Below are 23,560 nucleotides of genomic sequence, written 5' to 3' on the forward strand. Positions count from 1 at the left end.
CTCACATGGGCGGTGCGACGAACTGGCCCTTGTCGGGGTCGTTGAACATCTGCTTGCTGATCCACTCGTCCGCGGTCTCCGCGATCCCCCACATATCGGAGGTTGCCGGATCGGAGACGTCGTAGATGCTGGGGTGCCAGGTGTCCTCGTCGATGGTGGCGAGCTCGGTGGTGTACTCCATAGTGTTGCCGTTGGGGTCGTGGAAGTACGTGAAGGTGTTGTCACCGGCGCGGTGCCGGCCGGGGCCCCAGATCTTGGGGATCCCGGCGCGCATGAGACGGCCGCTGCCGTACAGGTATTCGTCCAGGCCTCGCAATTCGAACGAGACATGATTCAGCGCGGTGTGCGGACCGCGGGAGATCGCGATGCTGTGGTGCTGGTCGCTGCAGCGCAAGAACCAGAACAGCCCGCCCATCCGGGGATGGGTATTCGTGTCGGACAGCCGGAAGTTCAGATGCTTCTCGTACCACGCCGTCATCTTCTCCGGCTCGGGCGAATTGAACACCACGTGCGACAGGCGCACCGGAATGTCTTCCTTCTCCTCGATCTTGCGATGCTTGCGGGTCTCCACATCCGACGACACCTCGATGGTGCGGCCCTCGAGGTCGAAGAACCGGAAACCGTAACCGCCACCGGGGGTTTGGAGGATATCCGGCTCATTGATCAGCTGCACGCCCTCGCTGCCGAGACGGGCGGCGAGTCCATCGACGGTCGCGCGGTCGGCCGCGCCGAGCGAGATCAGGTCGAGCCGCTTCTCCGCAGCCTTCCGGACGCGCACGTTGTACTGCTCGGGTGAGCCTTCCGCGGCGAAGTAGCTCACGTCGCGCTCGTCGCCGGTGGTGGCCAAACCCCAGTGCTTGGCATAGAACTCGACTTGTTTGTCGTAGTCGGGCACGGCGATATCGACGTGACGCAGATGGGTGATCGGACTGAACGACATTCTTCCTCCTTCGAAATTCAATCTGCCGGTGCCGGCTTCTACGCCACTACGGGTGCGGCGGGTGTCGGCGGTGCGGCGGTGAGCGCGGGGATCATGGTGAGCAACTCCGCTAGTCGCGTCGCGGTATCGGCGGCGCCGAGTACATACCGGTCCGGCCGCACCACGACGGCGTGCGAGTCGACCGCGGTGAGAAGCTCGCGGACCTGTTCAGGGTTGGTCAGAATGACAATCCCGGGATTGGCCTCGACCTCGATTCGCCGGTCCTCGGGGAGCCCAGCGAATAACTCGGCAGTGGTCGCCAGCAGGAAGCGCGCACCAACGATGTCGTCGAGGCGAGTCCCGTCCGCCAGCATGGGCTGGCTCGAGAGATGTCCTGCGTTCGGATCGTCAGGACCCGCATGCAATCCCGGTCCGAGCGCCGGGAGGGGTGGATACACGTCCTGAGGGTGGCTGCGGATGTGCGCGTCGCGACCCGCGGCCGTTGCCGGATCGGTCGTCTGGACGAGATGGGCCATGGTGGCCGCCTTCTCCACCCAGTAGCGGGCATGCGGTAGCCGTTCGCTCTGGTAGGTATCGAGCAGGGTCGGCGCGGCGGTGCCGCGGGCCACCGCTTTCAGCTTCCACACCAGATTGGCGACGTCGCGCATACCGGCGCAGAGACCTTGGCCGAACAGCGGTGGCGCCTGGTGCGCGGCGTCGCCCGCGAGGAAGACGTTCCCGACGCGCCACTGCTCCGCGACGCGAGCCCGGAATGTGTAGATGGCGATCCGGTCGGGTTCGAAGTTGGTGACCGACAGGACGCCCCGGCTGATGCGATCGATGGCCGAACGGGTCACGATCTCGGCGGGGTCGTCGCCGGGCATGACCTTGAATTCCATCCGTACGCGGTCGCCGGGCAACCGGACCCACAGTCCGGGCCGGGAATGGTGTCCGAGGAATGCCATCGTGCCGGGCAGGCCCGGGCCGCCGTGCAGCAGACCGTCGACGACCAGCCACGGGTCGTCGGAACCGAGCTTCTCGGTCTCGACGCCTAGTTGTCGCCGCACCGGCGAATTGGCGCCGTCACACGCGATCATCCAGCGGGCGGTAATGAATTCCGTCGCACCATCGGCATTCTCGACCCGGCATCGGACAGCGTCGGAGTCCTGCGTGAAATCGAGGAGCGTGCGCCCCGAACACAGTCGTACATTCGGGTGTCGTTCGAGTTCCTCGCGCAGCAGCGCCTCCATATCCGGCTGATGGAACATCAAATCGTCATGCCATGCCTGAGTGCCGAATTGACCGGTGGGCAGCTCGAAGAGGATCTCGCCCGCCTCGTTCTCCATGCGGAATTCGGTCATCGGCTCGCAGATCGCGGACGCCCGCTCGCCGATACCCAATGCCTGCAGTGTTCGGAGTGTTTCGCCGTCGAAATGCACGGCGCGGGCATGGGGCCAGGTGGAGGCCTCGCGTTCAATTCCGATCGCGGAGATTCCCGCGCGTCCCAGTAGGGCGAGAGCGGTTGCCCCTACCGGTCCGCAACCGATGACAGCTACTTCGTAGTCGTACGACACCATCACTCCCTTGTGTACTAAACGTATCGTATCGAATCGACTGTACGTCGGTGCGGCGTGGATCACAATCCCTCTGGTCGACGAGATTTCGTGCGGGTCCTCGGGTTGCTACTCCGGGCGGCTTTCGCCGAGCAGGCTGCCGCGTGCTCGGAATTCGGCGATCACCTCGTCGGCACATCGAATGGTCACATCGCAAACCATCGTCCGTCCCGAGCGGGAGCGGACGATCGCCTCGGCGGTCAAGACGTCACCGAGATATGCCGGGCGAAGGAACTGGATATCGGCGGCGGCGGTCACCGCGGCGGGACCGAAACTATTTGCGGCACAGGCGAACGCGGTATCGGCCAGGGTGAAAACCAGCCCCCCGTGCAAGATGTTGTGGCCGTTGACCATGTTCGGCCGAACCGGCATACGTGCCGATGCGCGACCTTGTCGGGCGGACAGCATTTCGATGCCGAGCGTTCGTGATACCTGGTCGGTGGCCAGGAGTTGGCGTACTGCGTCGACGACACGGTCCTCGTCGGCCCCGTCGACGGCGGTGGTCACGGGGATACCGCCGAGGTCAGGGGAGCGGGCTCGAAAAGCTCGTCGACCACGGGTGCGCCGGGAGGCACCATCGCCAACTGGGTGCGAATCGCGTAGAGGCGGCGCAACCCGGCGGCCGCGGGTGTGAGCGAGTCCGGGGCGGACCGCAGGCTCGCGCGGGCCGAGAGTTCGGTGTACCCGCCCCGAATCAGCAGGTCGACCGCATGCGCGGGCTCGGCTGTGGCGAGCCAGTGCCGAGCCCGGTCCAGGCAGGCCAGATAGGTGCTGATCGCCTCGGCGGATGCCAGCCCGGCCGGTCCGGCCACCAGGCCTTGCCCTGGGTAGTCGGGCAGTTCGTCGCCGATGGCGAGCAGTACCGGCAAGCCCTGCCCGCGGGCCAGCTCGTCCAGGGGTGGTCCGAGCAGGGTTGCCGCGATAGCGCCGGCGAGCAAGGCAGCGTAGCGCTCGCGCACCCCGCCCACAGGGGTCAGGGTGTAGTCGTCGGAGGTGAGTCCGTGCGAGCGCAGTAGGTGCCGCAGGACGATGGCGAACCCGTTGTCGACCGCGTCCACCCCCAGCTCGGCCCCGCGCAGAGCCGTGATCGTGTCGAAACCCTTGCGCCCCAAAAGATGCAGCGGGGTGGTTCGCTCCACCTGCGCGAGCAGCCGGATCGAGGCTCCGGTGGCATTCCAGACGATCAGGTTGTCGATGGCCGTCACGGCCAGGTCGCAGTCTCCGGCGACGAGTTGGGCGCGCTGCTGGTCCGAGGATCGGGTGAGCGTGGTCTCGACCTCGACTCCCGCTTCGGCGAGGAAGCCGCGTTGGTCGGCTACGACATACAGCGGCGGGGGGACGAACACCGATTGGCGCAGTCGAACGGTCATGGCTGTGTCTACCTTTCCTGGATCCCCGATTGGCGGAATCGCGCGTACGAAACGGTACGTCTAGTACACAATTGCTCACTGTAGATGACGGTTCTCAGCCGGGCCCCCCTTCGCCGATTGGGGGGCCCCGGGAAATTTCCGCGATTCGCCCATTTCTTCCATCTGCTCTACATATCGTATGCAACGAAACGGATCGTTTCTGTTAGTGCATCCGTGATCAGGAGGAGAACATGAGGATCAGCGCAGACCTCTCTCGTTGCGAAGGCCACGGACTCTGTGTGGAAGCGGCGCCCGAGGTGTTCGACCTGGACGACGACGCCGTCGTGGTCGTCACCCGAGCGGTCGTACCGCCGGAGTTCGTCCGCAAAGCCGAGTCCGCGGCCCGGCTGTGCCCGGTCGCCGCCCTGCACCTCGAGGCCTAGCCGAAGTCGGCCTGTACCAAAGGATCTGCACATGCCCGTTCCCACGTCCGTTCTCGTTCCGCGGTCCGATATCGACCTGTTTTCCGATGAGGTGATGGCCGCTCCCTACGAGGTCTACCGCGAGCTGCGCGATGCGGGTCCGATTGTGTATCTCAATCGGATCGATGCGTACGCGATACCTCGGTACGAGCAGGCTCGCGAAGTACTCGGGGACTGGAAGTCGTTCTCCTCATCCGATGTCGCGTTCAACGAGGCCGCCAAGAAGTTCATCAGCGATCGCGGCGTCATTCGCGCCGATCCGCCCTGGCACGATCAGATGCGCGGAGTGCTGGCCGAGCGGCTGGCACCGCGTGCCGTGCGCGCCCTGCGACCCGAAATCGCGTACCGTGCCGAGGAACTCGTCGATCGACTGGTCGATCAGGGCTCATTCGACGCGGTCGCCGAGCTCGCCCACCGCTTCCCCGTCGACATCGTCGGTGATCTCATCGGGCTACCACGAGAGGGGCGTGCGGATCTGCTGCCGCTACTCGACGCGAACTTCAATACCTTCGGCCCCGATAACGACCGCACCCGTGCGGCGCTCCCTGCACTGGACGCGTTGACCGAATATGTGACGGTCACCGCGACCCGCGACGCGCTGGCCGAGGGCAGTATGGGCCGCGCGGTCTACGAGGCAGCCGACGCGGGATGGATCCCAGCTGAAGCCGCGCCCTTCGTTGTATTGGCCTATGTCGCCGCGGGTATGGATACGACGGTGCACGCGCTCGGTCATGCCGTGTGGTTGTTCGCCGAGAACCCCGACCAGTGGCAGGCGCTGCGCGCCGATCCGACGCTGGTTCCGCAGGCGCTGCGCGAGGTGGTGCGCTGTGAATCTCCGGCGCAACTGTTCGGGCGCACCGCGCGAACGGATGTCACCCTCGGGGGCGTCGACCTGTCGGCAGGGTCGCGCCTGGCGGTCCTGTACGACTCGGCCAATCGGGACGAGCGCAAATGGGCCGATGCCGATCGATTCGATATCACCCGTGCGAACACCGACCATCTCGGCTTCGGCTACGGGCTGCGCGGGCCAGGCGCTGGCGACGATTGAGGGCGAGGCGGTCCTGAACGCGTTGCTGCACAAGGTCAGTCACATCCACGCCGACGCTCCGGTTCGTCACTACAACAATGTGTTGCGCAGCTTGGCATCTCTGCCGGTCACTGTGACGACCGGCTGATCTGACCGGCTCCCGGTCGAACATTCATCCGCACCCGGGCGTGCGACGGGGCGCTGGGCTGGACCACAAACCGTGCGTATTGGTATCGAAGTCCGGCACGGATGTACCGGACTTCGATATCACTGTCGTCAGTGAGCGGCTTCCCGGAGCGAATCAGTGTTCCGACGTCGCCACTGCGTGAACTCGCGCGGCATGCTCCAGCCCAGCACCGCGGTGACGGCGTCGGCGCTGCGTTGCACTGCCACAAATCTCCGGTTGTCGACCGCCCCCTCGACAATGTCAACCGAGAGGTCCGGCTGGAGTCGGCCGACCATTTGGATCCGGTGGCCGAACTGCTCGGACCAGAAGTACGGTGCGTCGAGATGTGGGGCACCCGGCGCTACACCCGTGAGGTGAGCAAGCAACGCTCGCGCCGCGGTGGCCGCCATGCCGGACGCCGACGTCCAATGCTCCACCCGGATCTGCCGGTCGCCGCGCTGGAACCGCGCCACGTCGCCAGCAGCCACGATGCCCGCCACATTCGTCCGGCCCCAGGCATCGGTCAGCACACCGTTGTCGCAGAGCACGCCGGATCCCGCGAGCCACTCCGTATTGGGAATCGCGCCGATGCCGACCAGGACCAGGTCGGCCGGTAGTCGCGTGCCATCGTCCAGTACGACGGCCGAGACCCGCTGAGCGCCATCGAATTCGGAGACTGTGTGGCCGGTGCGAAGCTCGACGTTGTGGTCGTTTATCGTCCGGCGGAGCAGATCGGACGCCACTCGGCCCAGGTGCGCCTGGAACGGCTGTCTCGCGGCTTCCACAATGGTCACCTGTTTGCCGAGAGCGGCCGCCGTGGAGGCGACTTCGGCGCCGATGAAACCGGCGCCCACGATTACAACCCGCTGCGCGGACTCGAGTGATTGTCGAAGCGCGACGGCATCGTCGAGAGTGCGCAGGACGCGAATTCCGGTTAGCCTGTCGCCCTTGGGAATTCGCCGGGCACGGGCTCCGGTGGCGAGGACAATTCCATCGGTGGCCAGGGCCTCCCCGTCACCGATGGTCACCTGCCCCGGCCGCAGGCGTGTTGCCCCCGACCCCAATACCCAGCGTGCGTCGAGGTAGTCGTGAGAGGCGCTGTCCGCCAACGCGATATCGGCGATCTCGACCTTACCGAGCAGGAAGTCCTTGGACAGGGGTGGGCGATCGTAAGGCAGGTGGGGCTCGTCCCCGATGATGGTCAACTCACCGTCGAATCCCTCCGCGCGCAGGGTTTCGGCGGCCCGGAGGCCCGCCAGCGATGCGCCGACCACGGCGATGTGGGTCATGATCGCGCCTCCACGAGGAAGACTTGGCCATTCTCGACCACCACCGGGAACGTGGCGATCGGTGTACGGGCAGGGGGTACATCGGGCGACCCGGTCGCGAGATCGAAACGTGATTCGTGCAGCGGACACTCGACGCAGCCGTGCTCGATCCAGCCGTCGGACAGCGAGGCGGTCTGATGGCTGCAGGTATCGGCGATACAGAAGATCTCGCCATCCGAGTCGGCTACCGCGAGGGGGATGTCGATCCCCGGCACATCGGTGACGCGGATGATGCCGTTCACGGGGACGTCCGCACGATCGCACAGTTTGAATCGAATCATGTTGTCGCTCATTACTTCTCCGTTTGGTCGAACAGCACCGGCACGGATGCCGGACCCCGGAACTGCCAGCCGATGAACCGTGGTTCGGCGGCCGGCCGAATACCGGGCAGGTCGAGGATCAAGGGGACGGCGGCGCGCATCATCGCGCGCACCAGGTGGCTGCCGAGGCAGAAGTGCGCGCCTACGGAGAAGCCGAGGTGATCCTCGAGTGCCGGGCGGTCGATGTCGAACTTCTCCGGATCGGCGAACTTCCGCTCGTCGTAGTCAGCGGACATGGCCAGCACCAGAACGGTGTCGCCGGCCTTCAAATCCGCTGCGGGACCGGAGAAGTCCTGGATCAGAATGCGCGGGTAACTGCCGACCGGTGTCAGCCACCGCACGGATTCGTCAATGGCGCGTTCGAATGCCGCACTGTCCTCGCGAACCCGCTGGCGCGTCTCGGGGTGGGTCATCAGCAACCACGGCAGGGTAGCGATCGCGTCACGGGCGTCATTGAAACCGCCGGCGATCATGAGCTGGATATTGGCCGCGATCTCCTCGAGCGACAGCGGCTCGTCCGGGCTGGCGTGGACCATGGCCGAGACCACCGTAGCGTCGGGCTCGCGGCCAACACGTTCGATGGCCAGCCGGACCGCTTCGGTGTTCTCGGCGCGCGCGTTCTCGACGACCTTCCACACATCGGGGTCGTCGGTGTTGTTGATGAATCCGCCGATGTAGGCGTCGGACCAGCGATGGATGTCCTCGGATGTGGCGTCGAGGAGGCCAAGCACCTCCCGCAGGCAGGCCCCGGTGAAGCCATTGGCGAAATCGGCCGCCAGATCGGCCTGGTCGCGACCGCGAAGTGGCTCGAGGTACTGCCGGGCGAGGTCGTCGATGACCTCGGGCCAGGCGCGTTGGATCGAGCGGCGCTTGAGCGGCTCGTCGCCGGAGCCACGGAGGCGTCGGTGGAGGTCTCCTTCACTGCGGATCATGGTCTGCCCGAGGGTGCGAGTGAGCAGCGCGCCCGGAATCTCGGTGGAGAAGATCTCCGAATGTGAGTCCACGAAGACGACGTCATCGAAACGGCTGACCAGCCACATTTTCATGGTTTCGGACCAGGTCCAGCGTTCGGACTCGCGCAGGGTGGCGAAGGTGGGAAAGGGGTCGACCGTCATGGCGTCGAGGTCGAGAGCGATTTGCGGTGTCGGCACCGAATTCCTCCTCATCGAGCGTGTTGCACCTCATGAGTGTGATCCGCGCCATCTTCTATGAAAAGCACATATATCGGGCATTTGACCTAAGTTATTCTTATGAAGTCGCTCGACGTCACCTTGCGCCAACTCGAATTCTTCGTGGCCACCGTCGAACGCGGAACATTGAGCGCGGCGGCTGCGGAGTTCCACGTTTCGCAGACCGCCGTGTCATTGGCCATCAGTCAGCTCGAGAAAGCGCTCGGCGTTCAGGTTCTGGTCCGCCGACCCGCCAAAGCGCCCGCGCTCACGGCCGCGGGACGGCAGTTGCTCGTCGATGCCAGGCAGGTGCTGGGCCATGCGGGTGAGCTCGAAAGCGCCGTGCGCACCATCGGAGGGGATATCTCGGGTCGGCTCGCCGTCGGCTGCTTTCCGACGATCACCCCGTTCGTGATGGGCAGAATTCTCGAGGAGGCGCCGGTCCGCTATCCGGAACTGGAGATCGACCTCGTCGAGGACACCGTCGAAGGCCTGCAGCAGCGGCTCGCCGACGGACTGTGCGATCTGGCGATCATGTACGACATCGGCTTGGGCAGCGATGTCATGACCCAGCCGTTGTATTCGTGCGCCCCCTACGCGGTGCTGTCGGCCGGACATCGATTCGCCGCGCGGCGCACCGTCGCGCTGTCCGAACTGATAGACGAGCCGATGGTGATGATCGATATGCCGCCCAGCCTGGAGTTCTTCACCGGCCGGATCGCCGAGGTCGGCTTTACGCCTGATATCCGCTACCGGACCAGAAGCGTCGAGACCGTGCGCACTTTCGTCGGCCGCGGTATGGGCTGGGCGGTGCTGCTGCACCGGCCCGGGACCGAGCGCAGCTACGACGGCAGTGCGGTCGCGTCGGTCGATCTCGAGGGAATGGGCCCGCCGGTCGAAGTTCTACTCGTCATGAACTCCACTGCGCGAATGACCCGGCGCGCGCGGGCCTTCGCGGACATGGCTCGTGAACTGCTGCGCACCGGCCCGGTACCTGCCCGAATATGAGTCACGGCGGCCGACGCTCGCCGTGGCATCGGACTTTGCGCCGGTAATGAATTACAAGGCTGCGGCGATCGGGCGCAGGGCTATGCGATGCACATCGGTATAGATATTCATGGTGTCGCCGCGCAGGAAGCCGACGAGCGTGAGCCCGGCCTCGACGGCCAGATCCACCGCCAGTGAGCTGGGGGCCGAGACCGCGCCCAGCATGGGAATACCCGCCATCACGGCCTTTTGTACCAGCTCGAACGAGGCGCGGCTACTCACGATGAGAACGAGATCCGCTGTGGGAATAAGGTTTTCGCGCACGGCCCAGCCGATCACCTTGTCCACCGCGTTGTGTCGCCCGACATCCTCCCTGACCACCAGGGCCGTGCCGTCGGCGGTGAACAGGCCGGCGGCGTGCAATCCGCCGGTCGCGGCGAAAACCTGCTGCTGGGAGCGCAATTCGTCGGGCGATGTGGACAGCACGTGTATGTCGATCGTGAAATCGCCGTATCCGGGCCGGAATCGGCTTCGGATCCGGACGTCGTCGACCGTGGTCTTGCCGCACAGTCCGCAGGCGCTGTTGGTGATAGACCGGCGCTTCGGCAGCGGTCGCGTCCGACGTAGCTGGATATCGAGGACGTTGTAGGTGTTCTGCCCGTCGGCATCGGTTCCGGCGCAATATCGCGCGGAGACGATGTCGTCGACGGATTGGATGATGTTCTCGCTGTACAGGAATCCGTGGACCAGGTCGATGTCGTTGCCCGGGGTTCGCATGGTGACGTTCAGTGACTCGCCACCGATGCGCATTTCCAGGGGTTCTTCGACCGCCAAGGTATCGGGGCGACGGATTTCGCCGGTCGCGGTCACCCGCACCATTCTGCGGCGTGCGGTCACCCTGCTCATGGCTGCGCTCCAGCCGGGAACGATGCTGGTTCCAGGCGGATCGTGACAGCCTTCGAGACCGGCGTGTTGGAGCGTTCGGCGACGTGGTCGAGCGGAACGAGCGGGTTGGTTTCGGGGTAGTAGGCGGCGACATTGCCGCGTGGCGTGGAATAGGGGACCAGCCGGAAACCGGTAACCCGGCGTTCGATGCCGTCGGTCCACTCCGACACCAGGTCCACCAGGTCGTCCTCGGTGAAACCGAGGGCGGCGATATCGTCGGGATGCACAAGAACGACCTTGCGCCCGTTGTGGATTCCGCGGTACCGGTCGTCGAGTCCGTAGATGGTGGTGTTGTACTGGTCGTGGCTGCGCAGGGTTTGCAGGATGAGCCGGCCCTGCGGGACCGGAAGCCAGTGCAGATCGTTGACCGCGAAATTGGCTTTGCCGGTGGCGGTGTGGAATTCGCGGGCGTCGCGGGGCGGGTGGGGTAGCTGGAAGCCGTCGCGGTGGCGCACCCGCTCGTTGTAGTCGACGCAGCCGGGCACCACGCGGGCGATGGCATCGCGAATGGCGTCGTAGTCATGCCGGAATTCGTTCCACGGCACCGGATGGCCGGGGCCGAAGAGCTCGTGCGCGAGTTCGCAGACGATGGCGACCTCGCTGCGCAGGTGCTCGCTCACCGGCCGCAGCCGTCCGGTGGACAGGTGCACCATTGACATCGAATCCTCCACCGAAACTTGCTGTTTGGCTCCGGTGGGGGAGAGGTCGAGATCGCTGCGGCCGAGGGTGGGCAGGATCAGCGCCATCGTGCCGTGCACGACGTGGCTGCGATTGAGTTTGGTCGAGACGTGCACGGTCAACTCGCGGCGTCATGACCGTGCCTGCGGGGACTGGTGATCCCGAATTCGGAATCCAATGCGGCGAGGAAGGCTTCGGGCATCTTCTCCCAGATGCCCATAGTGCGGTCGCCCTGCACGTTCGAATGCCCGCGCACCGGGCACACGCCCGCACCCGGTTTGCCGATCATGCCGCGCGCCAGCAGCAGGTTCGTGCCCTCCTCGATGGTGGCGACACCGTGGCGCTGCTGGGGCAGTCCCATCGCCCAGCACAGAATGGTCGCCTTCGAACCGGCGAGCCGGGCGGCGGTGCGTTCGAGCTGTTCGCGAGTCAGGCCGGTCGCTTCCTCGACGACGGCGAGATCCACTGCGCGCATGTGCTTTTCGTAAGCCTCGAAGCCCGCGGCGTGCCGGTCCACGAACTCCCGGTCGATCACGGTGCCGGGTGCGCGATCCTCGGCCTCGAACAGTAGTTTGCCTAGCCCCTGGAACAGTGCCATATCGCCGCCCAGGCGGATCTGGAGAAGGTCGTCGGCGATCTCGACACCGGTGGTGAGACCTTTGACCGTCTGCGGGTCGCGGAAGCCGATCAGGCCCGTCTCGGGCAGCGGATTGATCGCGATGATCTTCGCCCCCGCCGCCTTGGCCCGCTGTAGCGCGGACAGCATGCGCGGGTGGTTGGTGCCGGGATTCTGACCCGCCACCACAATCAGGTCGGCCTGCTCGAAATCGTCGATCGACACCGAGCCCTTGCCGATACCAATGGATCTGGTCAGCGCGGTGCCCGAGGACTCGTGGCACATGTTCGAGCAGTCGGGCAGGTTGTTGGTGCCGAAGCTGCGCACGAGCAGTTGGTAGAGGAACGCGGTCTCGTTGGCGGTACGGCCCGACGTATAGAACAGCGCCTCACCGGGGGACGAGAGGCCGCGCAACGCGACCGCGATCAATCGGTAGGCATCCGCCCAGTCGATGGGGGAGTAGTGAGTCTCGCCGGGCCACAACACCATCGGATGGGTCAGCCGACCCTGTTGGCCGAGCCAGTACCCGGACTCGTCGGCCAGCTCCCGCACCGAATGCCGGGCGAAAAACTCCGGTCCGACGGTCCGCAGCGTCGCCTCTTCCGCGACGGCCTTCGCCCCGTTCTCGCAGAACTCGGCCGGACGCCGATGCCCGGCCGGCTCCGGCCACGCGCAGCCCGGGCAGTCGAAGCCGTGCCGCTGATTGACGCGCGCCAGCGTCCGCGCCGTGCGAAGCACGCCCATCTCCCCGACCGCGTGGTTCAAGGCCACCATCACCGCGGTCACGCCCGCCGCCTGGGTTTTCGGGGTGGTGACCGAGAGCTCGGACTCGTCGATATCTCGGGTCGGCGCGTTGCGGTGCATGGCGGGAACCACTCTCTTCTTCGAAATGTGTAGGGGCGCTGGCAGATCAGAACCCGCGGGCGATCCACTCCGCCAGGTGGGGTGCTTCGGTGCCGATGGTCGTTCCGTCACCGTGGCCGGTGTAGACACGGGTGTGCTCCGGGAGCGTGAGCAGGCGGTCGCGGATGGAACCGATAATGGTGGGGAAATCCGAGAACGACCGGCCGGTGGCCCCCGGTCCGCCCGCGAACAGGGTGTCGCCCGAGAACAGGGTGTCGGCGTCGGGGATGTACAGGCAAACCGACCCTGGTGAGTGGCCGGGCGCGTGGATGACGTGCAGCTCCGTCCCCGCTATGGCAATGCGCTGTCCGTCGGTAAGCGGCCAGTATGACTCACCAGGGTGTGTCAGCTGCCAGAGCGAGTCGTCTCCGGGGTGCACCAGAACGGGTGCATAGACATCTTCGGCGAGTTGCGGGGCGAAGGTGACGTGGTCGTTGTGCCCGTGGGTGCATACGACGGCGACGACATCGCGGTTGCCGATGGCCTCCATGACTGGTTTGGCGTCATGGGCCGCGTCGATGACGATCACTTGGTCGTCATCGCCCACCACCCAGACATTGTTGTCGACATCCCAGGAACCGCCATCGAGTTCGAAGACTCCGGAAGTCACCACCTGCTCGATGCGGAGCCGGCCACTCACAGCACGACCACCGACCGCAGCACCTTGCCCTCGTGCATGGTGTGGAATGCCTGCTCCACCTCGTCGAGGGTGATGCGTTCGGTGACGAACTTGTCCAAGGGCAGGCGTCCCTGCTGGTACAGGTCGATCAGTATCGGGAAGTCCCGGTCTGGCAGGCAGTCGCCATACCAGGAGGATTTGAGCGCTCCTCCGCGGGAGAAGAAGTCGATCATCGGCATCTCCAGCCGCATATCCGGGGTGGGGACGCCCACCAGCACCACGGTGCCGGCGAGATCGCGGGCGTAGAACGCCTGCCGCCAGGTTTCGGGACGGCCCACGGCATCGATGACGACGTCGGCGCCGAACCCGCCGGTGAGCTCCTGGACGGCGGCCACCGTATCGGTGGTGGCGGCATTGATGGTGTGGGTGGCACCGAGGTCGGTGGCCCACGCCAGTTTTCGCTCGTCACGGTCGACGGCGATGATCGTGGACGCTCCGGCCAGCCGGGCACCGACGATGGCGGCGTCCCCGACGCCGCCACAGCCGATCACCGCCACCGAGTCGCCGCGGCCGACGTTCCCGGTGTTGACGGCGGCACCGAGCCCGGCCATGACGCCGCAGCCGATCAAGCCCGCGACCGCCGGATCGGCGGCGGGGTCGACCTTGGTGCACTGGCCGGCATGGACGAGGGTCTTCTCGGCGAACGCGCCGATACCGAGTGCTGGGGTGAGTTCGGTTCCGTCGGTCAGCGTCATCTTCTGCGTGGCGTTGAAGGTGTCGAAACAGTACTGAGGGCGGCCCCGCCGGCAGGCCCGGCAGCTGCCGCACACGGCCCGCCAATTCAGAATGACGAAATCGCCGACCTCGACGGAATCGACTCCCGCGCCGACGCTTTCGACCGTGCCCGCCGCTTCGTGGCCGAGCAGGAAGGGGAACTCGTCGTTGATACCGCCCTCACGGTAGGTGAGGTCGGTATGGCACACGCCGCACGCGGCGACGGCGACTACAACCTCGCCCGGCCCAGGATCGGGGACGATGATGTCGGTCAACTCGACCGGTGCGCCCGGCTTACGGGCGATGACTCCACGGACCTGCTGCGGCATAACTGGCGGTTCCTCCGATGAATGATCGAGCATGCGTTCACGCGCATGGTTAGGCAGCGAGGCTAGCTCCGGGCGATCCGATCGCGGACCTGGCCGGACGGACAGTACGACCTATCCCTTTGGTGGGCCGACTCGCGCATGACCATTCTATACGAACCGTTTCGTTTTACAATGGACCATGTGAGTACTCCGGTAGCCTTGCCTCCCGTGGAGCGAGTGTCCGCCCTCGAAGGGCTCCGGGAAGTGATCGATGGTCCGCTCACCGATGTCGCTCGTCGATTCTCGCGCTTCCTCGCCGAACAGTGGCCGCACCGCGCACTGGTGATCTTCACTCGGGAATGCACCGGCCGTCCACGCAAGGTCGCAGGCGCCGCCGACATCATCGATCGAATCACCATCGCTGAGCTAGAGGAGCTGAAATCGGTGGTCGCACCGGGTGGTTCCTATGCGGGGTCAGCCGCGCTGAACGGCGAGGGCCGGTGGGTCTGGGCGATTCGGGACACCTCGAACACCTTGCTGGTGCTGGTCCCGCGCACGTCCGGTGAGCTACCCGGCCAAGCGGAGTTGGCGGCGGCATTCGGGATCGTCGCGACATCGATTCGGCAACAGGTGATCCAGGCGAGCCCGGAGTACCTTGCCGAATCGCGTGCGGCGTCGGACGCGCGGGCTCGCACCACCGCGGAACTGACCGCCTCACATGAAGCGGCACTGGCGGGCATTCTCGTGACCTTGCGATCGTCGGGCCTGGACGACCGTCAGGCCCGGACGGTAGCGACGGCCGCCGCCTCGGAGGCGCTGATCGCACTGCGGTCCCGGCAGGCCACCGATCGGGCATTCGCCGAGGAACCGCCGGTCGCGGCCTTCGAGCGGATGCAGCGCGAGATCGGACCCCTGGTGCGTCATCGGCAGGTCGAAACGGAATTCGTCGCGCCACCGCTGGACGGACGACCGATTCCGGGTGAGGTCGCGGTCGGCGCCCGCGCGATGACGCAGGCCGCGGTGCTCGCCCTAGCCACTCAGCCCGATCTCGATCGCCTGCGCATCGCCTGGGGATGCGAATCGGGTGCGCTCGTCGTCGATATTCGCGATCGCGCCGCGGGCCGCTGGAACTCGAACACGTTGTGGCGCAACCTCGAAGGCCGGGTGCACACGCTGCGCGCGGAACTGGAGATCGAGTCCGTGCCGGGCTGGGGGAGCCGGGTGCTGATCCGGCTTCCGCTCGACCCACCGCTGTCGCTGCCCGACCAGCCGGAACTGGCGCGCTTGAATGCCCGCGAGCGAGAGGTGCTCGCGCTGGTCGCGGAAGGTAAGCGCAACAAGGCCATAGCGGCGCAGCTGGGTGTCGCCGAGAGCACGGTCAAGTTTCATGTCGCGGCGCTGCTCAGGAAGCTCGCGGTGTCCTCGCGCGGAGAGGCTGCGGCGATCGGCATGCGCGCCGCACTCACTCAGTAGCCGCGCGAGGTCACGCCGATACTGTTGGTTCCCAACCGGTTTCGAGCAGGGCGACTTCGAGGGCCGAACCCGGCGGAATCCGGTAGTCGTCCGGCATCACCCGCAGGTGGACCGCGAGCAGGTGATCGCGGGTGGCCGCCACCGCCTCCTCGACTTCGCCTGCCGCACACGCGCCGAGTATGCGTTCGTGCTCGGCCACGGCATTGCCGCGCCGGAGGTCGAAGTGCATTCGGATGCGCTCGGCCTGCGAGGACAGGTCGCTCGTCATGCGCGACAGCGTCTTTGAGCCGCCCGCTTGGTACAGCGCCTGATGAAACGCGCAGTTGAACCGTCCGAAGGAGGTCTGCGCGGCAGTCGGTCCGGCCATGGCCCGGGTCAGTTCCTCATTGGCCTCCCGCATGCGGTCCAGGTCCTCCGGGCGCAGACGAGGCACCGCGATGCGGGTGGCGAACGTCTCCAGATGGATGCGCAGCGCGGCGATGTCCTCCGCCTCGGCCAGATCGATGCCGGTCACCACCACGCCTCGGTAGGGGAGTCGCTCGATCAGCCCTTGCGCCTCTAGTTGCAGGAGTGCCTCACGCACCGGGGTACGGCTGACGCCGAGGGATTCGGCGACCTCGGTCGGGTCGATGCGGTCTCCGGGAGCCAGTTCGCCACCGACGATCCGTTCACGCAGTCGATCGCAGACTTTGTCCGCCACCCGTCGATGGATCGAATCCATATTCACCACTCCCTGTGCTGTCGCCAGCTCGCGGCGGTCCAGCAGATCCAATATCCAATGTCCAACGCTATGGTGCATCATATCCGTGTCCGATACGATCCGTTTAGTATCGCTACCGTTTGGAGGGGAAGGGGAGACGATTGACGCTCCTGCTGGATGACACCACGGTGCAATCGGTCTTCGACTGGAAACCGGCGATCGCCGCGCTGCGTGAGGCATACGCGGCGGCGTCCGAAGAATCGCGCTTCCCGGAGCGGACGATCGCACGCGGCGGCACCTCGATGCTGCGGACGATGAGCGGCGTGCCGGGCAGCGGCGGGCTGATGGGCTTGAAGACCATCGCCGGTGCGATCGGCGTGCGCCAGTTCTCCTATCTCATCTCCCTGTTCGATCAGCAGTCCGCGGAACTGGTGGCGCTGCTCGACGGGAACTCGATCACCGGCTTCCGCACCGCGGCCACATCCGCGCTGGCGGCTGACCTGCTGGCCGTGCCCGGACCGGTGACCGTAGGCGTCATCGGTTCGGGCTTCGAGGCGAAAAAGCACGTTCGCGCACTCGCCGCGGTACGCGAGTTCGATGCCGCACGCGTGTTCAGCCCGCGCGCGGAGAGCCGCGCGCGCTTCGCCGAGGAATTGGCGGATCTGGACACCTCGATCGTTCCGGCGGAGTCGCCGCAAGCCGCTGTGGCGGGCGCGAATCTGGTGATCTGCGCGGCGCGCTCCTATGACGAGTCGCCGATCCTGCTCGGTGAGTGGCTCCAGCCGGGCACGACCGTCGTCTCCATCGGCTCCACCGTGCGGGAACAGCGCGAAGTCGATCCGGAGGTGATCGCGCGTGCCGATGTCGTCATTGCCGACGTACTCGAGGAAGTGCTGCACGACAGCGGCGATCTCATCGCCGCGGCCGCAGCGGGAATCGACGTGACCGACCGGATCGCCGCCCTGTCGGATCTGGTGTCCGGACGGCACCCCGGCCGTACGACCGCGGAGCAGATCGTTGTGTACAAGTCCGTGGGCTCCGCGGTGCAGGACCTGGCCGTCGCCGCCATGTGCGCGGATGCCGCTCGCAAAGCAGGGCTCGGGTCGGAACTTCCGATCCGGATTCAGCCCGTTCGAAAGTAGGGACGCACCATGGGAATTCCTCTCACTGATAAGCCGATGCTCGCCGACGCCCTGCTGTCACGCAGCGCGGCCTATATCGACGGCGAGTGGGTCGAACAGGGCGACTCTGGCAGCTTTGTCGTCGAAAACCCTTCGACGGGCGAACATTTGGCCGAGCTTCCGTCCCTGAGCCGCACGCAGGTGGCCGGTGCCATCGATGCCGCGGACCGGGCGCTGCCCGGATGGCGGGCCCGGTCCGCGAAGGAACGCGCCCAGATTCTGCGGCGGTGGTTCGACCTCGTGACCCAGCATGCCGAGGACCTGGCCTGGCTGATCGTCGTCGAAGAGGGCAAGCCGGTGTCCGAGGCACGGGGCGAGGTCGCCTATGCCGCGTCGTTTATCGAGTGGTTCGCCGAAGAGGCCAAGCGGGTGCGCGGTGACATCTTCCCGGCGCCGGATCCCGCGGACCGAGTTCTGGTGCTCAAAGAACCCGTGGGTGTCTGTGTCGCGATCACGCCGTGGAACTTTCCCGCCGCAATGATCACCCGCAAGGCGGCGCCGGCGCTGGCCGCGGGCTGCACGATGGTGGTCAAGCCCGCTGAGCAGACACCACTGACGGCACTGGCTCTCGCGGAGCTGGCCCGGCGTGCCGGGGTGCCGGCCGGTGTGTTCAACGTGGTGCTGGGCAATGCGCGCGAGATCGGCCCGGAACTCACCGGCAATCCGCTGGTCCGAAAGGTGAGTTTCACCGGTTCGACGGAGGTCGGGCGGCTGCTGCTCGAGCAGTGCGCGGCGACTGTCAAGAAGGCGTCGATGGAGCTGGGCGGTAACGCGCCGGCGATCGTGTTCGACGATGCGGACCTCGAGGTCGCCGTCGCGGGCGTGCTCGCGGCGAAGTACCGCAACACCGGTCAGGCGTGCATCAGTGCGAACCGCGTGTATGTGCAGTCGGGTATCTACGAGCGTTTCACCGCGCGGCTGGCCGAGCGAGTCGCCGAGCTGACGGTCGGCGACGGCTTCGAATCCGGTGTCGCGCAGGGCCCCATGATCGATCGCGCGGCGATCGCGAAAGTCGAGGAACACGTCTCCGACGCCGTCGAGCACGGGGCGCGGGTGGTGTGCGGCGGCGCGAGGCATGAGCGCGGCGACCTGTTCTATCAGCCGACCGTGCTGGCCGATGTCGCCGCCGGTATGAAGATCACCCGCGAGGAGACCTTCGGCCCGATCACTCCGCTGATTCCGTTCACCGACGAGGCCGATGTGATCCGGCAGGCGAATGACACCGAATTCGGTTTGGCCGCTTACCTTTTCAGTCGCGATGCGGAGCGGATCTGGCGCGTGGCGGCGGCCCTCGAGGCCGGCATGGTCGGCATCAACTCCGGCCTGATCTCCAACGAGACCGCACCCTTCGGCGGCATCAAGCAGTCCGGCCTCGGCCGGGAGGGATCGATCTACGGCATCGACGAATACCTGGAGATGAAGTACCTGGCATGGGCGGGCAGCGGAGCGCTCTGATCGCGGCCGTTCGAGAACTCACCCACTTCATCACCTTCCATCCATCGAAACAGCGACAAGGAGGCCCACATGGCCGAGTACAACCTTTCTGAAGTCCGGGACTGGGCTCGGGAAAAGCTTGTCGGTGCGATCAATTGCACCATTCCGTCGTTCACCAACGACCTGCGCGACATCAACGAGCAGGGCATTCGCCACGACATCCGGCTGGCGAAGGAGCACGGCTTCATCGGCAGCCTGGGTATTTCCGAAGTCAGCATCACGCTGCCGGAATACGTGAATTTCCTGCGGATCGCCAAGGATGAGGGCGGTAGCGACTTCTACATCGTCCACCACGCGAGCTGGAACGACCTCGAGCAGAACATCGAGGCGGTCAAGCGAGCGGAGGAAGTCGGCGCCGACCTGGTGCTGCTGTCCTACCCACCGAACTTCTATCCCGAGTCCGAACAGGAGATCTTCGACTACACCAAGGCGGTGGCCGATGCGACGAACCTCGCCATAATTCTGTTCCCGATGGTGTCCTGGGGCTTCAGCAGCCGGATCCACCCGTCCGATATCCCCACCCGGCTCATCCGCCGCATGATCGACGAGATTCCCAACGTCGCGGTGATCAAAGCCGAGGGCGGATTCCCGAGCATCCAGAGCGTCATCGAATGCACGCGGCTGTTCGGCAAGGAAGTCGTCATCTCGAACCCGATCGAGGGTGAACTGATACCGCTCTCGCAGGTCATGCCCATTCAGCTGTCGGCCACCAGCGACCACGAGTACTTCGGTCCGATGATCCCGCGTGTCATGCAGCTGTTGCGGGACGGCAAGTACGACGACGCCACTGAGATCTACTGGCAGCTGCACCCGGCGCGCAAAGCCAAGGCCGCGCTGTTCAACGGACTGCACGGCGGGTCCATCCTGAACCGTCAGGCGTGGAAATTCCAGGGCTGGCTGCAGGGCTACAACGGCGGCCCACTGCGTATGCCCACCCTGCGCATCCACGACCACCAGATGAACGCGCTGCGCAAGGGCCTGATCGATTCCGGTTTCGAGCCCAGCATGGACCCTTTCAAGGAGTTCTTCATCGGCCGCAATCCCGCGTAAGCGAGTTACGGGACGACCGGGCCTGGTGTCACTCCGCCTTCGCCGAACGCGAGTGCACGGATGTCCAGTTCGGTCTGCTCGTGTACCGGCCAGCTGTGAGTGCAGCTTCCCCGGGTGTCGTCCGTAGCGGACGTTGTAGCCGTGCGCGCCGGCTATCGCGTCCCATTCCAGGTGGGCGGCGCGGTCGCTGACGCGGTGCGCCTGCGCTGTGACCGCCTGTGGCGGAGGCAGATTGCCGTGCCCGAATACGCGCAGCCCGCTCCCTGCGAAGGACCTGTCGAAGGGCAGCCGACCGGCCGTAACCCGGACGTAACGCACCGGGTGCGGCTCGTCGAGCACCACGAAGGCATGCGGCGCATCGTGATTCGTCGCCGCGGGTGTCCAGCACGGCCGTTCGGGTCGGTGAGACCTCGACCCTGGTCACCTCGGTCGCCGGTGGAGTCGGCGCCACGATAGTTCCCGAGGCAGTGACCGCGCTGGCCCTCGAGGGCGGGCCTATCGGCCGCTGGCTGGCCGCCACCACGGTGGAACTCGCGGTCGCCCATCGCGCCGACCGCGAGGAGCCCCACCTCGTCCGAGCGGTTGCGGTGATTCATCGACTCGTGGGGGGCTGCTGATGTCTGGATTGCTCCGCGACGAACTCCAGGAACCGCCGGGCGGCGCGCCCACTCGGACCATGTGTGCGAGTCACCGCACCGTACTGCCGGAAGACAGCGTGGTCGCGAAACGGGATGGTAGGAGTCGTGGGCGGGTGCCCCGGCTGTGCTGCCGGGATGATGGCTACGCCCATTCCCGCCGCCACGAGTGCCCGGAGGGTGGACAGCTCGGTCACCTCGGTTTCGATTCTGGGGCTGAATCCCGCCTCGCGGCAGAGGCGGTCGGTCACCTGACGCAGGCCGTACCCGACTTTGAGCGCTACCATGGGCTCGTCCATCAGGTCGGCGACCGCGATATCGCCGCGACCCTCGAACGCGTGGCCCGGCGGGACGCCGAGGCCTAGTTCCTCGTTGCCCAGCGGCAGCCAATGCAGATCGTCCGCGGTGGGATGGGGAGCGACGAAGCCGATATCGATTCGCCCATGGCGGACATCATCGACCACCGCGTCGGATGCACCGCCGCAGAGCTCGAAGGATGTGCGTGGCGCGAGGGCACGATAGCGATCTAGAAGCCGCGGTATCAACCATCCGCCGAATGAATGCAGGAACCCCAGTGAGACCACTCCGCGGTCCGGGTCGACGAGGGTGGCGATTCTCTCTTCTCCCTGGTTGATCTCATCGATAGCGCGGACCGCGTGCGCGCGAAAAATCTCGCCGTACCTATTGAGCCGCAGCTGATTCTGGTTACGGTCGAAGAGTTTCACGCCGAGCTTGCGTTCGAGCCGGGCCAAAGCCCGTGAGAGCGTCGGCTGACTGATGTTCAGTTGTTCGGCCGTAGTTGTCATATTTCCGGTTTCTGTCAAAGTGATGAACCATTCGAGTTCACGCAATTGCATGCCGGGGATGATACGTCGAAAAACGTTGCGGCCGAGAGTCGACTTTTTAGGTCGGTAGCTGCCCGAATGTGACTATGCGCCGGACGCATAGTGTGTGCGAAGTTCCTGGTCTTGTACTCCATCCTGCCGATTCCGCATTCTGAAATAGCTGGTCCGTGATGTCGATCACGACAGTTTCTCGCATGATCACCAGGAAAGAGGCACCATGACACAGTCGTCGTTGACCGCCGTCAGGTCCGACATCGGCGCTCCGGACGCGGAGTTGGTTGGCCGCGCAACCAATCTGGTCCCATTGATCCGCGAATACGCCGCGCAGGGCTCCGAGGCTCGCCGAATCGCCCCGGAGGTGGTCAAGGCGATGACCGAGGCCGGCCTGTTCCATCTGCTCGTGGATCGGCGACTCGGCGGGCACGGGGCCAGCATGCGGACGACCGTTGAGGCGGTCGCCGAGGTCGCACGAGGCGACGGTTCCACCGCGTGGATTGCCGCATTGCTCGCCTCCGCCACCGGATTCGCGTCGACCTTCTCCGAAAACGCACGGGAGGACATGTTCGGGTCGCATCCGAAGGCGACGTCGTGTGGCATTTTCTCACCGGGTAAGGCGGAGCCGGTCGAGGGCGGTTATCGCATCAATGGCCGCTGGCCGTACGCATCCGGTTCCTTCGCGGCCGACTGGGCGACCGTGGGTATTCCCCTCGACAGTGGCAAGGAGGTGGGCCTGGCGCTGATTCCCGCCGAAGCCTTCACCATCGAACCGACCTGGTTCGTCACCGGAATGCGGGGCTCGGGTAGCGACACCATCGTGGTGGAGGACCATTTCGTGCCGGAGCATCGGGTACAGCGCTTCCAAGAAATGACCGAAGGCCGATACCTCACTCCGCACAAAGACGAACACATGGCATCGATCGGCTTCACCGCTGTCGCCTCGGCCATTCTCGTAGCGGCACAGATCGGTATGGTTCGGCACGCGCTGGAAATCACCCGAGCCAAATTGCCGGAAAAGCCCGTAGCCTACACGAATTTCCCGCACGCGAAGCTGTCGGCCACCCATCAGATCGCCGTCGCGAAGGCAGCCACGAATTTGCACCTCGCGGAAATGACCTTGAATCGGATTGCCTCGACATCGACCAGGCGGCCGCCGAACGCCGGCGACTCGACCTGGAAACCCGGGCGCGCATCCGGAACGACACCGGCGTGGTCGCCGAGCTGGCCACGCGAGCGATCGACGAGCTGATGAACGCCAATGGCTCGGGTTCGTTCGCCGAAGTCAATGTGCTGAGCCGAATTTGGCGGGACTCCTCGATCGCGGCCCGGCACGCCTACGTCAGCGCCGACATCGGCAGGGAAGCCTACGGTCGGGTCCTGCTGGGCAACGAAGAGCCCACGACGGTTCTGTAGGGACGGCCATGGATACCGTGAAAGCCGTCGACACCGAACCGGCCGCGGCTCCCATCGGCTACCGGCACGCTCTCGGCCATGTCCCGACCAGCGTGGCCGTGGTCACCGCGGCCACCAGGTCCGGGCCGGTCGGTATGACGATCGGCTCGTTCACCTCGGTCTCGCTGGATCCGCCGCTGATCGCCTTCTTCATCGACCGCTCCTCCAGGAGCTGGCCGCGCCTGTACGGCGCGAGTCGCTTCGGCGTCAATATCCTCGGGCACAACCAGAGCGAGGTGTGCCGGACGTTCTCGCGACCGAGTGACGACCGCTTCCGCGACGTGGGCTGGAGCGAGTCGGTCAACGGCGTGCCATTGCTCGACGAGGCGATCGTCGCCCTGGAGTGCACGCGATTCAAGGTGGACCTGATCGGTGACCATTACCAAGTGGTCGGCCGGGTCGAGAAGCTGGAACTGCGTGCCAGCGAACCACCGCTGATCTTCCTGCGCGGTGGGTTCGTCGACTTGAGCGACGGCTCGGACAAATCCCAGCGGAGCTAGCCGAATTATTCGGCATTACGCCGCATCTCA

The 23,560-nt window shown here is 65.7% G+C and carries 23 protein-coding genes and 1 pseudogene; 11 read left to right on the forward strand and 13 right to left on the reverse strand.

The window, feature by feature from the left end; all coding sequences use genetic code 11:
• Nucleotide 1 precedes the first annotated feature (1 nt).
• From OHB12_RS04180 to OHB12_RS04195, 4 genes are all read right to left on the reverse strand, one after another.
• Nucleotides 2–940 carry a VOC family protein gene (locus OHB12_RS04180; protein WP_327116303.1) on the reverse strand — a complete coding sequence of 313 codons (939 nt, stop codon included), beginning with the start codon at nucleotides 938–940 and terminating at the stop codon, nucleotides 2–4.
• Between the two features lie 38 nt (nucleotides 941–978).
• The gene (locus tag OHB12_RS04185; RefSeq protein ID WP_327116305.1) at nucleotides 979–2,496 is read right to left on the reverse strand and encodes a bifunctional 3-(3-hydroxy-phenyl)propionate/3-hydroxycinnamic acid hydroxylase; all 1,518 of its coding nucleotides are present in this window, start codon (nucleotides 2,494–2,496) and stop codon (nucleotides 979–981) included.
• A gap of 105 nt (nucleotides 2,497–2,601) precedes the next feature.
• Nucleotides 2,602–3,039: a PaaI family thioesterase gene (locus OHB12_RS04190; RefSeq protein ID WP_327116307.1), complete on the reverse strand. Its 438-nt coding sequence runs from the start codon at nucleotides 3,037–3,039 to the stop codon at nucleotides 2,602–2,604.
• Nucleotides 3,036–3,902, reverse strand: coding sequence for an ABC transporter substrate-binding protein (locus tag OHB12_RS04195; protein ID WP_327116309.1), 867 nt, complete (start codon nucleotides 3,900–3,902; stop codon nucleotides 3,036–3,038). Before OHB12_RS04195 ends, OHB12_RS04190 begins: the two co-directional genes overlap by 4 nt.
• Before the next feature lie 230 nt (nucleotides 3,903–4,132).
• On the opposite strand from OHB12_RS04195, the gene OHB12_RS04200 reads away from it, so the two are divergent.
• Together OHB12_RS04200 and OHB12_RS04205 are read left to right on the forward strand one after the other, a co-directional pair.
• Nucleotides 4,133–4,324 carry a ferredoxin gene (locus OHB12_RS04200; RefSeq protein ID WP_327116311.1) on the forward strand — a complete coding sequence of 64 codons (192 nt, stop codon included), beginning with the start codon at nucleotides 4,133–4,135 and terminating at the stop codon, nucleotides 4,322–4,324.
• A gap of 31 nt (nucleotides 4,325–4,355) precedes the next feature.
• Nucleotides 4,356–5,411, forward strand: coding sequence for a cytochrome P450 (locus OHB12_RS04205; protein WP_327116313.1), 1,056 nt, complete (start codon nucleotides 4,356–4,358; stop codon nucleotides 5,409–5,411).
• A gap of 255 nt (nucleotides 5,412–5,666) precedes the next feature.
• Here OHB12_RS04205 and OHB12_RS04210 read toward each other — a convergent pair whose 3' ends face one another.
• The 3 genes from OHB12_RS04210 to OHB12_RS04220 are packed head-to-tail and all read right to left on the reverse strand — an operon-like array spanning nucleotide 5,667 to nucleotide 8,355.
• Nucleotides 5,667–6,845, reverse strand: coding sequence for an NAD(P)/FAD-dependent oxidoreductase (locus tag OHB12_RS04210; RefSeq protein WP_327116315.1), 1,179 nt, complete (start codon nucleotides 6,843–6,845; stop codon nucleotides 5,667–5,669).
• Entirely contained in the window at nucleotides 6,842–7,165 is a 324-nt protein-coding gene (locus OHB12_RS04215; protein WP_327116317.1) for a non-heme iron oxygenase ferredoxin subunit, read from the reverse strand. Before OHB12_RS04215 ends, OHB12_RS04210 begins: the two co-directional genes overlap by 4 nt.
• Nucleotides 7,166–7,176: 11 nt before the next feature.
• Nucleotides 7,177–8,355, reverse strand: a complete 1,179-nt coding sequence (locus tag OHB12_RS04220; protein ID WP_327116319.1) for a cytochrome P450 — start codon at nucleotides 8,353–8,355, stop codon at nucleotides 7,177–7,179.
• 99 nt (nucleotides 8,356–8,454) lie between these two features.
• On the opposite strand from OHB12_RS04220, the gene OHB12_RS04225 reads away from it, so the two are divergent.
• Nucleotides 8,455–9,381, forward strand: coding sequence for a LysR family transcriptional regulator (locus OHB12_RS04225; protein ID WP_327116320.1), 927 nt, complete (start codon nucleotides 8,455–8,457; stop codon nucleotides 9,379–9,381).
• A gap of 51 nt (nucleotides 9,382–9,432) precedes the next feature.
• Here the strand turns inward: OHB12_RS04225 and fdhD are convergent, their stop codons facing one another.
• The 4 genes and pseudogenes from fdhD to OHB12_RS04245 form a co-directional block, all read right to left on the reverse strand.
• The gene (gene fdhD / locus OHB12_RS04230) at nucleotides 9,433–10,266 is read right to left on the reverse strand and encodes a formate dehydrogenase accessory sulfurtransferase FdhD (protein WP_327116322.1); all 834 of its coding nucleotides are present in this window, start codon (nucleotides 10,264–10,266) and stop codon (nucleotides 9,433–9,435) included.
• Nucleotides 10,263–12,463 (reverse strand): annotated as a pseudogene (locus OHB12_RS04235) (FdhF/YdeP family oxidoreductase). Before OHB12_RS04235 ends, fdhD begins: the two are co-directional and overlap by 4 nt.
• A gap of 46 nt (nucleotides 12,464–12,509) precedes the next feature.
• The gene (locus OHB12_RS04240; protein ID WP_327116324.1) at nucleotides 12,510–13,142 is read right to left on the reverse strand and encodes an MBL fold metallo-hydrolase; all 633 of its coding nucleotides are present in this window, start codon (nucleotides 13,140–13,142) and stop codon (nucleotides 12,510–12,512) included.
• Nucleotides 13,139–14,224 (reverse strand): S-(hydroxymethyl)mycothiol dehydrogenase, encoded by a 1,086-nt coding sequence (locus OHB12_RS04245; RefSeq protein ID WP_327116326.1) that lies wholly within the window; start codon nucleotides 14,222–14,224, stop codon nucleotides 13,139–13,141. Before OHB12_RS04245 ends, OHB12_RS04240 begins: the two co-directional genes overlap by 4 nt.
• Nucleotides 14,225–14,395: 171 nt before the next feature.
• On the opposite strand from OHB12_RS04245, the gene OHB12_RS04250 reads away from it, so the two are divergent.
• A complete protein-coding gene (locus OHB12_RS04250; RefSeq protein ID WP_442799963.1) occupies nucleotides 14,396–15,676 on the forward strand; it encodes a response regulator transcription factor in 1,281 nt (426 codons plus the stop codon).
• Between the two features lie 10 nt (nucleotides 15,677–15,686).
• Here OHB12_RS04250 and OHB12_RS04255 read toward each other — a convergent pair whose 3' ends face one another.
• Nucleotides 15,687–16,448, reverse strand: a complete 762-nt coding sequence (locus OHB12_RS04255) for a GntR family transcriptional regulator (protein WP_327116330.1) — start codon at nucleotides 16,446–16,448, stop codon at nucleotides 15,687–15,689.
• 89 nt (nucleotides 16,449–16,537) lie between these two features.
• Between OHB12_RS04255 and OHB12_RS04260 the strand changes: the two genes are divergently transcribed.
• The 4 genes from OHB12_RS04260 to OHB12_RS04275 all read left to right on the forward strand — a co-directional run bounded on the left by OHB12_RS04260 (nucleotide 16,538) and on the right by OHB12_RS04275 (nucleotide 20,718).
• Entirely contained in the window at nucleotides 16,538–17,518 is a 981-nt protein-coding gene (locus tag OHB12_RS04260; protein ID WP_327116332.1) for an ornithine cyclodeaminase family protein, read from the forward strand.
• Between the two features lie 9 nt (nucleotides 17,519–17,527).
• On the forward strand, nucleotides 17,528–19,012 hold the full coding sequence (locus OHB12_RS04265; RefSeq protein ID WP_327116334.1) for an NAD-dependent succinate-semialdehyde dehydrogenase: 1,485 nt from the start codon (nucleotides 17,528–17,530) through the stop codon (nucleotides 19,010–19,012).
• 69 nt (nucleotides 19,013–19,081) lie between these two features.
• Nucleotides 19,082–20,101, forward strand: coding sequence for a dihydrodipicolinate synthase family protein (locus tag OHB12_RS04270; RefSeq protein WP_327116336.1), 1,020 nt, complete (start codon nucleotides 19,082–19,084; stop codon nucleotides 20,099–20,101).
• A 377-nt stretch (nucleotides 20,102–20,478) separates the two neighbouring features.
• Nucleotides 20,479–20,718, forward strand: coding sequence for a hypothetical protein (locus OHB12_RS04275; protein ID WP_327116338.1), 240 nt, complete (start codon nucleotides 20,479–20,481; stop codon nucleotides 20,716–20,718).
• Here the strand turns inward: OHB12_RS04275 and OHB12_RS04280 are convergent.
• Nucleotides 20,694–21,593 (reverse strand): LysR family transcriptional regulator, encoded by a 900-nt coding sequence (locus tag OHB12_RS04280; RefSeq protein WP_327116340.1) that lies wholly within the window; start codon nucleotides 21,591–21,593, stop codon nucleotides 20,694–20,696. The two genes, OHB12_RS04275 and OHB12_RS04280, sit on opposite strands and share 25 nt — an antisense overlap.
• Nucleotides 21,594–21,798: 205 nt before the next feature.
• Between OHB12_RS04280 and OHB12_RS04285 the strand changes: the two genes are divergently transcribed.
• From OHB12_RS04285 to OHB12_RS04295, 3 genes are read left to right on the forward strand one after another with little or no spacing between them, the layout of a single operon-like run.
• Nucleotides 21,799–22,827 (forward strand): acyl-CoA dehydrogenase family protein, encoded by a 1,029-nt coding sequence (locus OHB12_RS04285; RefSeq protein WP_327116342.1) that lies wholly within the window; start codon nucleotides 21,799–21,801, stop codon nucleotides 22,825–22,827.
• Nucleotides 22,752–22,991 (forward strand): hypothetical protein, encoded by a 240-nt coding sequence (locus OHB12_RS04290; protein WP_327120885.1) that lies wholly within the window; start codon nucleotides 22,752–22,754, stop codon nucleotides 22,989–22,991. The genes OHB12_RS04285 and OHB12_RS04290 overlap by 76 nt, the downstream gene beginning before the upstream one ends.
• An 8-nt stretch (nucleotides 22,992–22,999) precedes the next feature.
• Nucleotides 23,000–23,530: a flavin reductase family protein gene (locus OHB12_RS04295; protein WP_327116344.1), complete on the forward strand. Its 531-nt coding sequence runs from the start codon at nucleotides 23,000–23,002 to the stop codon at nucleotides 23,528–23,530.
• Nucleotides 23,531–23,560: the final 30 nt, after the last annotated feature.

It is taken from the genome of Nocardia sp. NBC_01730 (genome assembly GCF_035920445.1).
In the GTDB taxonomy this organism is placed as follows: Bacteria; Actinomycetota; Actinomycetes; order Mycobacteriales; family Mycobacteriaceae; genus Nocardia.

Bases quoted from the DNA above. Each gene is read 5' to 3' on its own strand.
- OHB12_RS04185 (WP_327116305.1), bottom strand. From the start codon at position 2,496: ATGGTGTCGTACGACTACGAAGTAGCTGTCATCGGTTGCGGACCGGTA.
- OHB12_RS04245 (WP_327116326.1), bottom strand. From the start codon at position 14,224: ATGCCGCAGCAGGTCCGTGGAGTCATCGCCCGTAAGCCGGGCGCACCG.
- OHB12_RS04205 (WP_327116313.1), top strand. From the start codon at position 4,356: ATGCCCGTTCCCACGTCCGTTCTCGTTCCGCGGTCCGATATCGACCTG.
- fdhD (WP_327116322.1), bottom strand. From the start codon at position 10,266: ATGAGCAGGGTGACCGCACGCCGCAGAATGGTGCGGGTGACCGCGACC.
- OHB12_RS04280 (WP_327116340.1), bottom strand. From the start codon at position 21,593: ATGCAATTGCGTGAACTCGAATGGTTCATCACTTTGACAGAAACCGGA.
- OHB12_RS04210 (WP_327116315.1), bottom strand. From the start codon at position 6,845: ATGACCCACATCGCCGTGGTCGGCGCATCGCTGGCGGGCCTCCGGGCC.
- OHB12_RS04285 (WP_327116342.1), top strand. From the start codon at position 21,799: ATGACACAGTCGTCGTTGACCGCCGTCAGGTCCGACATCGGCGCTCCG.
- OHB12_RS04270 (WP_327116336.1), top strand. From the start codon at position 19,082: ATGGCCGAGTACAACCTTTCTGAAGTCCGGGACTGGGCTCGGGAAAAG.
- OHB12_RS04265 (WP_327116334.1), top strand. From the start codon at position 17,528: ATGGGAATTCCTCTCACTGATAAGCCGATGCTCGCCGACGCCCTGCTG.
- OHB12_RS04250 (WP_442799963.1), top strand. From the start codon at position 14,396: ATGGACCATGTGAGTACTCCGGTAGCCTTGCCTCCCGTGGAGCGAGTG.
- OHB12_RS04200 (WP_327116311.1), top strand. From the start codon at position 4,133: ATGAGGATCAGCGCAGACCTCTCTCGTTGCGAAGGCCACGGACTCTGT.
- OHB12_RS04225 (WP_327116320.1), top strand. From the start codon at position 8,455: ATGAAGTCGCTCGACGTCACCTTGCGCCAACTCGAATTCTTCGTGGCC.
- OHB12_RS04195 (WP_327116309.1), bottom strand. From the start codon at position 3,902: ATGACCGTTCGACTGCGCCAATCGGTGTTCGTCCCCCCGCCGCTGTAT.
- OHB12_RS04215 (WP_327116317.1), bottom strand. From the start codon at position 7,165: ATGATTCGATTCAAACTGTGCGATCGTGCGGACGTCCCCGTGAACGGC.
- OHB12_RS04295 (WP_327116344.1), top strand. From the start codon at position 23,000: ATGGATACCGTGAAAGCCGTCGACACCGAACCGGCCGCGGCTCCCATC.
- OHB12_RS04180 (WP_327116303.1), bottom strand. From the start codon at position 940: ATGTCGTTCAGTCCGATCACCCATCTGCGTCACGTCGATATCGCCGTG.